Annotated in this window: 14 protein-coding genes; 6 read left to right on the forward strand and 8 right to left on the reverse strand. The window is 44.8% G+C overall.

From position 1 onward, the window contains the following. Window positions 1-128 precede the first annotated feature (128 nt). Window positions 129-1,508, forward strand: coding sequence for a membrane-bound lytic murein transglycosylase MltF (gene mltF, locus FNC98_RS03040; protein ID WP_143579879.1), 1,380 nt, complete (start codon window positions 129-131; stop codon window positions 1,506-1,508). Window positions 1,509-1,765: 257 nt separating this feature from the next. Further along, window positions 1,766-1,888 carry a hypothetical protein gene (locus FNC98_RS16915; protein WP_260680427.1) on the forward strand — a complete coding sequence of 41 codons (123 nt, stop codon included), beginning with the start codon at window positions 1,766-1,768 and terminating at the stop codon, window positions 1,886-1,888. Between the two features lie 69 nt (window positions 1,889-1,957). Here FNC98_RS16915 and tadA read toward each other — a convergent pair whose 3' ends face one another. Further along, the gene (gene tadA, locus FNC98_RS03045) at window positions 1,958-2,464 is read right to left on the reverse strand and encodes a tRNA adenosine(34) deaminase TadA (protein ID WP_143579880.1); all 507 of its coding nucleotides are present in this window, start codon (window positions 2,462-2,464) and stop codon (window positions 1,958-1,960) included. A 218-nt stretch (window positions 2,465-2,682) separates the two neighbouring features. On the opposite strand from tadA, the gene FNC98_RS03050 reads away from it, so the two are divergent. Next, entirely contained in the window at window positions 2,683-2,901 is a 219-nt protein-coding gene (locus FNC98_RS03050) for a phage shock protein B (RefSeq protein ID WP_143579881.1), read from the forward strand. Here FNC98_RS03050 and hemW read toward each other — a convergent pair. The 6 genes from hemW to FNC98_RS03080 all read right to left on the reverse strand — a co-directional run bounded on the left by hemW (window position 2,896) and on the right by FNC98_RS03080 (window position 7,865). Beyond that, window positions 2,896-4,041 carry a radical SAM family heme chaperone HemW gene (hemW, locus tag FNC98_RS03055; RefSeq protein ID WP_143579882.1) on the reverse strand — a complete coding sequence of 382 codons (1,146 nt, stop codon included), beginning with the start codon at window positions 4,039-4,041 and terminating at the stop codon, window positions 2,896-2,898. The two genes, FNC98_RS03050 and hemW, sit on opposite strands and share 6 nt — an antisense overlap. Before the next feature lie 6 nt (window positions 4,042-4,047). After that, window positions 4,048-4,647 carry an XTP/dITP diphosphatase gene (locus FNC98_RS03060; RefSeq protein ID WP_144035433.1) on the reverse strand — a complete coding sequence of 200 codons (600 nt, stop codon included), beginning with the start codon at window positions 4,645-4,647 and terminating at the stop codon, window positions 4,048-4,050. Between the two features lie 104 nt (window positions 4,648-4,751). Beyond that, a complete protein-coding gene (locus FNC98_RS03065) occupies window positions 4,752-5,195 on the reverse strand; it encodes a DUF4426 domain-containing protein (protein ID WP_143579883.1) in 444 nt (147 codons plus the stop codon). Between the two features lie 506 nt (window positions 5,196-5,701). Next, a complete protein-coding gene (locus tag FNC98_RS03070) occupies window positions 5,702-6,250 on the reverse strand; it encodes a YggT family protein (RefSeq protein ID WP_143579884.1) in 549 nt (182 codons plus the stop codon). Window positions 6,251-6,303: 53 nt separating this feature from the next. Further along, complete coding sequence (gene proC / locus FNC98_RS03075; RefSeq protein ID WP_143579885.1) at window positions 6,304-7,134, reverse strand: pyrroline-5-carboxylate reductase; 831 nt, start codon at window positions 7,132-7,134, stop codon at window positions 6,304-6,306. Between the two features lie 44 nt (window positions 7,135-7,178). Beyond that, window positions 7,179-7,865 (reverse strand): YggS family pyridoxal phosphate-dependent enzyme, encoded by a 687-nt coding sequence (locus FNC98_RS03080; RefSeq protein ID WP_143579886.1) that lies wholly within the window; start codon window positions 7,863-7,865, stop codon window positions 7,179-7,181. A gap of 42 nt (window positions 7,866-7,907) precedes the next feature. On the opposite strand from FNC98_RS03080, the gene FNC98_RS03085 reads away from it, so the two are divergent. Both FNC98_RS03085 and FNC98_RS03090 read left to right on the forward strand, forming a co-directional pair. Further along, window positions 7,908-8,951 carry a type IV pilus twitching motility protein PilT gene (locus tag FNC98_RS03085; RefSeq protein ID WP_143579887.1) on the forward strand — a complete coding sequence of 348 codons (1,044 nt, stop codon included), beginning with the start codon at window positions 7,908-7,910 and terminating at the stop codon, window positions 8,949-8,951. Window positions 8,952-8,965: 14 nt separating this feature from the next. Further along, a complete protein-coding gene (locus tag FNC98_RS03090; RefSeq protein ID WP_143579888.1) occupies window positions 8,966-10,087 on the forward strand; it encodes a PilT/PilU family type 4a pilus ATPase in 1,122 nt (373 codons plus the stop codon). 68 nt (window positions 10,088-10,155) lie between these two features. Here the strand turns inward: FNC98_RS03090 and metK are convergent, their stop codons facing one another. Then, entirely contained in the window at window positions 10,156-11,346 is a 1,191-nt protein-coding gene (metK, locus tag FNC98_RS03095) for a methionine adenosyltransferase (protein WP_143579889.1), read from the reverse strand. A 631-nt stretch (window positions 11,347-11,977) separates the two neighbouring features. On the opposite strand from metK, the gene rsmE reads away from it, so the two are divergent. Continuing rightward, window positions 11,978-12,730: a 16S rRNA (uracil(1498)-N(3))-methyltransferase gene (gene rsmE / locus FNC98_RS03100; RefSeq protein WP_143579890.1), complete on the forward strand. Its 753-nt coding sequence runs from the start codon at window positions 11,978-11,980 to the stop codon at window positions 12,728-12,730. Window positions 12,731-12,816 lie beyond the last annotated feature (86 nt).

Here is a 12,816-nt window from a genome sequence, read left to right on the forward strand (position 1 = left end):
GAAGGGGTAATTTTGGTGCGCATTATAGAAGAAAAGATGACCTTTGATAAGACAAAAACGGCCTGAGAACAAACAAATTCGAAAAAGTACTGTAAAATTTTGATAATTCACGACACAATAAAATTGTTATGAAAAATTTTATCCTTATCGCTCAATATCTTCGTATCGCTTTGATCTCCGTTCTGGTTATGTCTCTTAGTGCCTGTAGCGATCCACAAAAGCCCAGCTCGTTAAAACAAATTCTCGAACGCAAAACCCTGCGCGTCGGTACCTTGCATGGCCCTGGAAACTATTATCGCAAAGGTTCAAATGAAGCCGGTTTTGAATATGAGCTGGCGCAAAAATACAGTGAGTATCTGGGGATAGAATTGCAAATGGTTTCGGTACATAACCTCAGCGATTTAATCTCTAAATTGGATAAAGGCCAGGTGGATGTTATTGCCGCTGGCATTACCGTTACCAAAGAAAGACAACAACACTATCGCTTCGCGCCAGGCTATGGCCAGGTTTCTCAGGAACTGGTGTTTAAACAGGGCGGAAAGTGGCCGCAATCCATCAACGAAATTGATGGCGATTTTGTGGTGATGAAAGATTCATCCCATGCTCAGAATCTGGTGCAGCTAAAAAAACTACAACCTAACCTGAGCTGGCAGGAAACCGACAAGCACGATAGCGAAGAGTTATTAAGAGCGGTTGTTGAAGGTGACATCGATTTCACCGTCGTTGATTCAAATACCTTAGCGTTAAACCAGCAACACTATCCGCAGCTCAGCGTTGCCTTTACCATTCAAAAAGCGCAGCCCATTGCCTGGATGCTCAGTCAGGAGGCGGATGACGCTTTTCTTTCATCGTTGATTGAGTTCTTCGGCGAGGTTCATCATAACGGTACCTTGCTTACCCTGACGCAAAAATATTATACCGATGCCATCAGCATAGCCGGCATTGATAACAGTGGTTTTATCAACGCTGCGAAAGTTAAATTACCGCAGTTCGAATCCATGTTTCGTCGTCATGCCGAAGGCATGGATTGGCGTTTATTGGCAGCTATTTCGTATCAGGAATCACAGTGGCAACCAACAGCAAGATCACACACTGGCGGGCGCGGCATTATGATGCTGGATAAGAAAACCGCCAGACAGCTGGATGTTCACTCACGTTTGGATGCCGAGCAAAGTATTCGTGGTTCTGCTAAATTATTTCAGCAAATGTTTTCGCGCATTCCACACCGTATCAGTAACCCTGATCGCCAGTGGTTTGCACTAGCCGCATACAATATCGGCTGGGGACACCTTGATGATGCCAGACTGTTAACGGAAGAACGTGGTGGTGACCCGGATCGATGGCTAGATGTCAAAGAAACCTTACCGTTATTGAAACAGCGCAAGTACTATCAGGACGCCAAATTTGGTTATGTTCGCGGTGATGAGCCGGTGCGCTATGTTGAGAATATTCGCGCTTATTACGACACCTTAGTGCATTTAGACGACGAAAATCTGCATCAAAATTAATAAAATCTGGTGCAGTTTAAGATTATGAAAAGAAAAGAATTAACGCTTATTTTCCGGTTTTTCTCCGAAGCCTGAAATCAGCAATAGACAACTTAGTAACAAAAGTGTCATATTGGTTTTGTATACTTATACCAATCAACATCAATTTCTGAACACTTAGCAAATTTTTGTGATGGTATATTTCACTATTCAATTCAATGAATATGATTGATACAAAGCTGAGTGGACTAAATTGGTATTGGGAAACGGAGGTTGTCATGAAAAGAAAAGCGTTAAGAGCTAACCATCGACGTCGTCAGGCCCGTTCAACCCATCGTAAAGTCAATGCTCGTTACCGGGTGTTCTTTCGGGTCGTACTACAAAATCAGGAAGGTAACTAGACTTAGCACTAGTCTTCTGGTCAGTTCCATCAGGTCTTTCGACCAAATTTTTAATCACAAGTCTTAGTGCTAGCGTTGAGAACGCTTCGCTAACTTTTGTTGTTTTTTCTCGTCACGACGTTTCTTAAAAAATGCCGAGAGATTAGCAGAGCATTCCTCACCTAAAACACCAGATGTAACCTCAAGCTGGTGATTCAATTTTTCCGATTGGGTTAAATTAAATACACTGCCACAAGAACCGGTTTTTAAATCACTGGCCCCAAACACCAATCGTTTGATTCGACTATGAACCAACAAGCCGGCGCACATCGGGCAAGGCTCCAGAGTGACATACAAGGTACAATCGAGCATTCGATAGTTATTCAAAACCTCGCCGGCTGCGCGGATCGCCTGCATTTCAGCATGAGCGGACGGATCGTTCAAGGTAATGCTCTGGTTACAGCCTCGGGCGATTATTTCACCTTGATGCACAAGCACAGCACCCACAGGAATTTCCCCAAATTCGGCAGCACGTTCGGCTTCCTCCATGGCGGCACGCATAAACGCTTGATCCTGGGCTAATGTCTCTTGGGTCATGAATAATCTCGTAAATTGGTAAATTTAACTAATAATTGGTCGAAGTTGGTTAATTCTACTTCACTTTCGTTTTATCGTATATTTGTCTGATAGCGCTAATCTTCTGGTTTAACGCCATTTTTCGCAAATAAATCGGCATTGGTCTGCTTATTGCTTATTCTATAGTAGTCAATTAACTTAATCTAAAATTCAGTTTCGAAGAGGGGAAGAAAAGCAAGATGAGCGTATTTAATTTTGTCATTATTATCGTGGTTTGTTCGTTGATTTATGAATATTTCAATCAACGTCAGAAATTACAGCACAATAGTAAGCATTCAAAAAAACAACATGATGAATTGATGAATGAGATTGGCGAGCTGAAAACACGGGTTGAGACTCTTGAAAAAATCGTAACCGACAAAGGCTACGATTTAAAAAGCGAAATCGATAATTTATAAGAACAACGACAGTAAATCGTTTAAATATCGGTGCCCTTGTGGGGTGACCTGAAAGTGATTATTCCTGGCCTCCAGCAGCCCTTTGCCGCAGGCCTGTTGAAGGGCGTCATCGATGCTGTCTGCGCCTAATCCCGTAGCCTGTTGATAGTCTGACAGGCTAAAAGGTTTGAATAAGCGCAGGCGATTCATCATGTATTCAAATGGGCGCTCCGCTTCCGCTACCTGATGCCAATGATCCAACGCCGATCGTCCAGGCTCTAAATAACCTTTCGGGTGTTTTATTTTCACCGTGCGATGAATCGTTTGCCCGTTAATATCGGTTATCTTACCGTGGGCACCACAACCTATTCCCAGATAATCACCGTTCTGCCAGTAATTTAAATTGTGACGGCTTTGAAACGCTTCACCTTTGCTGAACGCCGATATCTCATATTGCTGATAGCCAGCACTTGCCAGCAGTTCAAACCCTGCCTCCTGTATATCCCAGAGAATTTCATCTTCCGGTAACGTCGGGGGTTTTGAATAAAACGCGGTATTCGGTTCAATGGTCAACTGATACCAGGACAGATGCTGAGGATTCAGGTTGATGGCCTGACGCAAATCATCCATCGCCGCAGTAACGCTTTGTTGCTCCAGACCGTGCATTAAGTCCAGGTTAAAACTGCGAATACCCGCTTGATGGGCTAATTCGGCGGCACGAATTGCTTGGTTAGTATCGTGAATGCGGCCAAGTTTTATCAGCTTGTCAGAAGCAAAGCTCTGCACGCCAATGGACAGACGGTTTACACCGGCAGCGGCAAAACCTTTAAATTTATCTGCTTCAACCGTGCCAGGGTTTGCTTCTAAAGTTATCTCGGTATCAGCGCTAATGGTTAATCGTTTACCAACACCTTCGAGTATGTCGCCAATAGCTTTTGCTGAGAACAGGCTAGGGGTGCCGCCACCGATAAATATTGAATGTAATGGCCGGTTTAGTTTAAAGCGCTCGATATCATCATCGAGATCTTTTAGCAGCGCCCTAACATAGGCGGGCTCATCAATATCCTGCTTCAAGGCATGGGAATTAAAATCACAATACGGACATTTTTGCACACACCAGGGAATATGGATGTACAAAGACAGAGGTTGAACAGCTAGCACGAATGATTAATCCAGATGTTTAAAATGGCTCAAAAGTTGTTTAAGGGCTTTACCACGATGACTCAACTGGTTTTTAACCGCACGGGGCAATTCTGCTGAGGTACATTTGTGCGCATCCACCCAGAACAGCGGATCATAGCCAAAGCCTTCATCGCCTTGAGGCTCGGTGACTATGCTGCCTTCCCAGGTTCCCTGACAAATAACTGGGGTAGGGTCATCGGCATGGCGCATATAAACCAATACGCATTGAAAACGAGCACTTCGCTGATTTTCAGGAGCGATTTCCATCGCTTGCATCAGTTTTTCATTATTGGCAGCATCGTTGCCGGCTTCTCCTGCGTAGCGTGCCGAATAAATACCGGGTTGGCCTTTAAGAAAATCGACTTCCAGGCCGGAATCATCAGCGATAGCAGGCAGACCTGTGCATTTCGCTGCATGACGGGCTTTAATGATGGCATTTTCAACAAAGGTTGTACCGGTTTCTGGCACATCCGGTACGTCAAAGTCACTTTGCGGAAGCACTTCAATATGGTGCTCTGCCAAAAGTTCTGAAAGCTCGTTAACTTTGCCCGGGTTACCGGTGGCTAATACCAAAGACTGTTTCATCATTGTGTTCCGTGAATAAGGCTTAGATACTAAAAATGCGGCATCATACCGCATTTTCGGGATTATACCGAGACTAATTACCGTCAGCTATCAATAAGCCCGGCTTACTCTTCAACATAAAATTTTTGGGTGAACTTAAGACGTTGTTCATCGCCTTTGTTGTTAATGAGAATATCAAAGCGATAGGTTTCATCATTTGGATAGTCGACAGTGGCAAGGTAATAGATGGCACCGCCTTCGGATACTTTCGTGAATTCGAGATTAAAGGACTGGCCCACCAGGTTAGTAGCGGTACCGGAAATACCCACATTCAGAGGTTTCTTGTCTTCATCGGTGGTATCCAGAGCGACAATATTCACCAGGCCACGATATCGGCTTCGCTCGATTTTATAGCTTTGTGCCACTTCAGGTGTCAAAAAGGAGGTGGGTATGCCAATGTAGTGGACTTCCATATCGCCCAGTTGCTTAACGTATCTTTCCTGTTGTTGCGCAGAGGCAGTACTCATAAATACAAGACATGTAACTAACAATAACCAAGGCTTAAACATATTTATTTCCAGCTCATCAAAACTAAATTAATTATAACAGCAATCGGGCATTGCGAATTATCGAATCGGCAGCTTAAAAACCAAGCCCTGATACCAGACGGTAAAAACGACATCGACCGAGGATTGCCTGAACATTCAAATATGTTACTGATTTTATGCTGAATTTGATATGGGTAAATAAAAAACGCCCGGAGCAGGGCGTTTATACCAATCCCATTAAATTATTGCTCACTCAGTGAGAATTTAAAGGCTTTTAGACAAGGCTTTGATTGCAGAGAATGGTTATTCCATTGTCAAAATCAATAACGCAGAATAAATGCCTTTAAAACTCACCCGTAGGGAGTTAGTGAGAGGCCCATTTACTGCCCTATATTTCATTAATATAGAATGACTATATCAATAAAATCTATGTTGTAACTGAACCTCGGCCCTAACTCTGAGTGGTGCACAAACTTAGTGGGATTGGTATTAGTTTTGATGACATTTTCAGGTGCTGCGGTTCGTTGCTAAAGCACTCGCCAAATTGGCAAGGCGCCGCCAATAAACAGGTTGAGGAAATTTAACGCCACCAAAGCAATTAACACTGACAGGTCCAGGCCCCCCATATCCGGTAAAACTCGGCGAATTGGGTTGAGTAACGGCTGAGTCAATTGGTGGAAAACGAATTGTACCGGATTGCCTTGTTGTACCACCCAACTCATCAGAGCCATTAAAATCATTACCCAAAAAATCAGATAGCCAGCCTGTTTGATCGTGTACAAAAGTCCGATGAACGCGAATGATAGCCAATCGATCGGCGCACCATTAACCGCGGAAAGTACCAGGAACTTAGCAGTGCCGAAGATAATTGCAACGACAATAGTGGCGACATCAATGCCCCCGAATCCCGGAATGATACGTCGGAAAGGGTTAACGACCGGTGCTGTTACTTTAACCACAAACTGGCTGAAAGGATTGTAAAAATCCGCTCGAGCAGCCTGCAGCCAAACACGCAGTAACAGTAGTAATACATAGGTATCAAATAGGAAATTTAGCAGAAAATTTACCGCTTCCATCGATTCTCCAAATTTTATTAATTTTTAATAATTTTCAAGTAAGTATAGCGTTTTTACGAGTTTGCTTTTGCCATTTCTATGGCTCTGTCTTTTGCTGCCTGCATCGCTTTGTCGACCAGTTCTGCAAGGCCACCTTCGGCGAATGTCGTCAATGCCTGCTGCGTCGTGCCACCCTTAGAGGTAACATTTTCACGCAAGGTGGCAATATCATCATTGCTGTTGTTAACTACCATCTGGGCGGCACCAAGTGCGGTTTGCTGCACCAGGGCGCGAGCCTGTTCGGGTGTAAACCCCAGCGCCATCGCTTTGCTTTGCATCGCTTCCATAAAGGCAAAGAAATAAGCGGGTCCTGAGCCTGATACGGCAATTAAATCGTCGATGCTGGCTTCCGTTGGCAGCCATTGCACTATACCGACGCTGGCCATTAGCTTATCGGCTTGCTGTTTTTGTTTCTCGCTGACTTCAGCTGAGGCAAACATACCGCTAACCCCAAGACCTAATTGCGAAGGCGTATTTGGCATACAGCGAATGACCGGCGCAGCAAAGCCTAATGCGGTTTGCATTGGCTTAATATCAACGCCAGCGGCAACACTAACAAAGCACTTGTCTGCCAAATCTACCGACGCTGCCAAATGCTGACATACCTGTTGAATAAGATGGGGCTTAACCGCTAAAACTACAAGGTCTGCATGCTTACATGCCTGAACATTATCCTGAGTGGTTTGAATGCCATAGTCCGCTTCGAGGGCTTTTAACTTGGGCGTACTTGGATTCGCGGCAATGATATTTTCCGCCGGGTAACCTTTGGCCACAAGGCCTGCAATAATAGCGTGACTCATATTGCCGGCGCCGATGAAAGCGATTGTCGATTCTGTGTTTGTCATATAAGTTCCAAAAAGTCGCGAGAGAGATATTGAATGGTTAGCGTTTAATCGCGCTTGCCAAAAATCGCGGTACCGATGCGCACCATAGTGGAACCACTGGCTATTGCTTCTGGCATATCATTACTCATTCCCATCGATAAGGTGTCCACATCAGGATAGCGTTGTTGTAATTGCTGATACAAGCTAAACAGGCTGTTAAAGCGATGTAAACGTTGCTCGGAATCATCGGTTTTCTCAGGGATTGCCATAATGCCTCGTAAACGTAAGTGTTTACAATTGTTGATAAAATCTGCAAGAGCGGAAATATCATCCTGATTAACACCGGATTTACTTTGCTCACCACTAATATTCACTTGTAAACAAACGTTCAGGGGGGTAATGTTAGGAGCACGTTGTTCATTTAGGCGTTTGGCGATTTTTTCCCGGTCAACACTGTGGACCCAGGAAAAGTTTTCGGCAATCAGGCGGGTTTTATTGGCCTGTATCGGGCCGATAAAGTGCCAGATTAACTCGGGGTTATGGGCAAGTTGCTGAATTTTTTCCACAGCTTCCTGAACATAGTTTTCACCGAAATGACGCTGACCTGCGTCAATAGCCTGTTGAATTAACTGCGCTGATTTTGTTTTGCTGACCGCCAGAAGAGTTACTCGTTGTGGGTCTCTGTTTGCCTGGTTACAGGCATCATTGATTTGCTTCTGTACCTGCGTCAGCTTGGTCGCAACTTCTGTCATGTTTTATTTCTTTATAATAATGATTATAAGTTAAGGGAATGTATGGATATTACCGAACTATTAGCATTTAGTGTCGAACATAATGCATCCGATTTACATCTATCTACAGGCATGCCCCCCGCCATTCGAGTAGACGGTGATGTACGTAAAGTTAACGTACCCGCCCTTGAAGATAAAGACGTCAACGCGCTGGTTTACGATATTATGACCGATCGCCAGCGAAAAGAATACGAAGAAAATTTGGAAGTGGATTTCTCCTTTGAAGTGCCAAACCTGGCGCGTTTCAGGGTAAATGCATTCAACCAGAATCGTGGGCCTGCTGCGGTATTCCGTACCATTCCAAGTGAAATATTATCTTTGGACCAATTAGGGTGTCCGGATATTTTCCGTTCTATTTCCGAAAATCCTCGTGGCCTGGTGCTGGTTACAGGACCGACTGGTTCTGGTAAATCAACAACGCTGGCGGCGATGGTCGATTACATTAATGACACCAAACGTCATCACATTTTAACCATCGAAGATCCAATCGAATTTGTGCATCCAAACAAGCAATGTTTGATTAACCAACGTGAAGTTCATCGGGATACCCTGAGCTTTAACAACGCTCTGCGTTCAGCACTTCGTGAAGATCCAGATGTAATTCTGGTTGGTGAGATGCGTGACCTTGAAACCATTCGCCTGGCAATGACCGCAGCAGAAACCGGTCACTTGGTTTTTGGCACCTTGCACACCACCTCCGCACCGAAAACCATTGACCGTATTATCGATGTATTCCCAGCTGCGGAAAAAGATATGGTGCGTTCAATGCTTTCTGAATCGTTACGCGCAGTAATTTCGCAAACGCTGATCAAGAAAGTGGGTGGTGGTCGAGTTGCTGCTCATGAAATTATGATTGGTGTTCCAGCGATTCGTAATTTGATTCGTGAAGATAAGATTGCACAAATGTACTCGGCGATTCAGACCGGTATGCAACATGGTATGCAAACGATGGATCAGTGTCTGCAGGACTTATTGAGCCGTGGTGTGATTTCCCGCGAGGATGCAATGTCTAAAGCCGCCGATAAAAATCAGTTTAAAGTTTACTAATCAGGGAATCGATAATGTATTTTCATCAATTACTGCAAACCATGATTGAAAAGGATGGTTCCGATTTATTCATTACCGTAAACCTGCCACCAAGTGCAAAAATCAATGGTGAATTAACACCGATTGATGACCAGGTGATGAACTATGGTTCTGCACTTGAGCTTGTTGAAGGTTCAATGAATGAAAAGCAGTTGAAGGAATATGAAGAAACCAAAGAGTGTAACTATGCGATAGCGGTTGATGGTATTGGCCGTTTTCGTATCTCAGCATTCTGGCAACGAGAAATGCCGGGGATGGTTATCCGTCGTATCGTTACCGAAATTCCTGATGTAGATAAGCTTGGTTTACCACAGGTCCTAAAAGATGTGGTGATGTCAAAGCGCGGTCTGGTGTTATTCGTAGGTGGTACCGGTACCGGTAAATCAACCTCGATGGCATCTTTGATTGGTTATCGAAACCGTAATGCCCGTGGCCACATTCTTACTATCGAGGATCCGGTAGAATTTGTTCACGAGCACGGTAAGTCAATGATCACCCAACGGGAAGTAGGGATGGATACTGAGTCGTTTGACGCGGCACTGAAAAGTTCCCTACGTCAGGCACCTGACGTTATCCTGATTGGTGAAATCCGTTCTCAGGAGATCATGGAGCATGCCCTGAGTTTCGCAGAAACTGGTCATTTGTGTATTGCTACACTCCACGCCAACAACGCTAACCAGGCGATAGACCGTATTATGCACCTGGTACCAGCTGAGCAGCATGGTAAGTTGTTATTCGACTTAGCATTAAACCTGCGCGGTATCATCGCTCAACAACTGGTGCCAACGCGTGACGGTAATGGCCGGGCTGCGGCTATCGAGATCCTTTTAAATTCTCCTTATATCGCTGAATTGATTAAGAAGGGTGAAGTAGGGGATATCAAAGAGGTGATGGCAAAATCTCGTGAGCTGGGTATGCAAACCTTTGACCAGGCATTATTTGACCTGTATGAGGCGGGCAAAATCAGTTACACCGATGCGTTGCATCATGCCGATTCACCGAACGATCTGCGTTTGATGATCAAACTTCGCTCTAACGAGCAGACCGGTATGGGCGGACTTAAAGGCGCCACCCTTGATGGCCTTGACGACGATTAATTGTCAGCTAAGAAACCAAAAAAGGCAGAGCTAACGCTCTGCCTTTTTTACAATAACCTTCAGGAAATTTAATCCAAACCCGCCGCTTTACGCAATGCGTCCGCTTTGTCAGTTTTTTCCCAGCTAAATGCGGTAAAGGTATCTTCACCCACGGTCATCTCATACGGCTCACGACCAAAGTGTCCGTATGCTGCAGTTTGCTGATACATAGGGTGCAGCAAATCAAGCATCTTGGTAATGCCGTATGGGCGTAAATCAAAGTGCTCTCGTACCAATTCCACCAGTGTTTCTTCGCTAACTTTACCGGTACCGAAAGTTTCAATGGCAATGGAAGTTGGCTCGGCAACACCGATAGCATAAGAAACCTGAATTTCACAACGGTCGGCAAGACCAGCAGCAACAATATTCTTTGCTACGTAACGGCCAGCATAAGCTGCACTGCGGTCTACTTTCGATGGATCTTTACCAGAGAATGCACCACCACCGTGACGTGCCATACCACCATAAGTATCAACAATGATCTTACGGCCAGTAAGGCCACAATCACCAACGGGACCACCGATAACAAATCGGCCTGTCGGGTTAATATGGTACTTAGTGTCTTCGGTCAAAAGCTCTGCCGGCAGCGTATGCTTAATGATGTTTTCCATCACCGCATCAAACAGATCCTGTTGCTTGATATCCGGATTGTGCTGTGTAGACAGAACAACGGTATCGATAGCAATTGGCTTGCCATCTTCGTAAACGAAAGTTACCTGAGATTTCGCATCTGGACGCAACCAAGGCAAGATACCTGACTTACGAGCTTCCGCCTGACGCTCAACCAAACGGTGAGAGTAATAGAGCGGAGCCGGCATTAACGATTCGGTTTCATTGGTGGCATAGCCAAACATCAGACCCTGGTCGCCAGCGCCCTGATCTTCAGGCTTAGCGCGATCAACACCCTGAGCGATTTCAGGAGATTGCTGACCAATCAGGTTCATAATACCGCAGGTTTCACCATCGAAGCCTACATCGGATGAAGTGTAACCAATATCGCAGATTACCTGACGGGTGATTTTCTCTAAATCAACCCAGGCTTCGGTGGTAACTTCACCGGAAATGATTGCGACACCAGTTTTAACCATAGTTTCACAAGCAACACGAGCGTGCTTGTCCTGGGCGATAATTGCATCCAGTACGGCATCGGAAATCTGGTCTGCGATTTTATCTGGGTGGCCTTCAGAAACTGATTCTGAAGTAAAGTATTGCTTTGCCATAACGCCTCTGTAATAAAAATAAAGTCAGTCGTGGTATTACTCGCAACGACTCTCCAGCTTTGCTGTAAAAAGCATATGCCAGAATCAACATAGTGCGAATTCTACCTGCTCAAAGTTTATAAATCTACTTTTTTACGTCTAGACGTCTAAATTGGATTAGTCGAAAATCAACTCTGGCCGACATCTGCGATGTCAGCAGAATTAACACATCATCTCGAGATTACTGGATATCTTCCCTAACACACTGTAAATACATCTGATTTCATTCAGGCATAGATCATGCTTGATATACCCACTTATGGCTCGCGTTGGTAAAACGCTTGTTTCTCGCTATAGTCTCGCAGTGGTTAGTTGTAGCGCATTTCCTTTGTGACGTTAACAAACAAGGAGTAACCCATGCCGTTAAAATATCGAATATTCATTAAGTACCTTTTACCGTTTAGCATTCTACTTTTGTCTATTTACACGCAATCAACGATAAGCTAGCAAACAAGCGTTACGGATAAACTTCCTGGGGCACGGAGCCCCTCATCACCACCGACTTTGCAACGTAACCTTGCAACAATCTGACTTTTATTTTGTTTTTCCGTACAATGCAGGCAGTTTAATTACCTTCATTTATAATTTTGCGATGACACCAAAAACACGAATCTATCTGCCTGGCACATACGCAACCGGTGAAAACCTTGAGCTATCGGAAGAAGCTTTTGGTCACGTTGTCAGGGTATTGCGATTAATCCAGGGTGATGCCATTAGTGTATTTAATGGCGATGGTTTTGATTACCTGGCCAGACTAACCGAGGTAGCCAAAAAAAGAGCGCGTATCGAGATTGTCGATAAATCGGAAGTTGCTAATGAATCGCCGTTAGATTTGCACTTAGGTCAGGTGATATCCCGGGGCGATCGCATGGACTTTACCTTACAAAAGTCGGTTGAGCTTGGTGTTCGCTCAATAACGCCATTATTTAGCGAGCGTTGTGGGGTTAAACTGAGCGGCGAGCGTTTACAAAAGCGCGTAGCGCAATGGCAGAAAATCGTCATCTCCGCCTGCGAGCAGTCCGGCCGTGCCTATGTTCCTAAGGTAAATGATGCGATAGAGCTGGACACCTTTTTGGCTCAATCAACGCAAGCTTTGAAGCTAAACCTGCACCCGCGTGCAGAGCATTCCATCATGACACTGCCGATGGCAGATTTGGCTGAACAACACCAAAGCAAAGTACGATTATTGATTGGCCCTGAGGGCGGCTTATCTACCGAGGAGATTGATAAGGCTAACACCCTGGGGTACACCGAAGTGTTACTAGGGCCACGGGTATTGAGAACGGAAACCGCAGCGTTAACTGCAATTACTGCTCTACAGTGTCGCTTCGGTGATTTACAATAAGCTATTAACTTGTTGAAATTACTTAACTAGAATAGCAAACACAATTCCGGCTCGATGAGCCCTTATGGCATTAAAATTCAGGAAAT

It is taken from the genome of Thalassotalea sp. PS06, assembly GCF_007197775.1.
In the GTDB taxonomy this organism is placed as follows: domain Bacteria; phylum Pseudomonadota; class Gammaproteobacteria; order Enterobacterales; family Alteromonadaceae; genus Thalassotalea_A.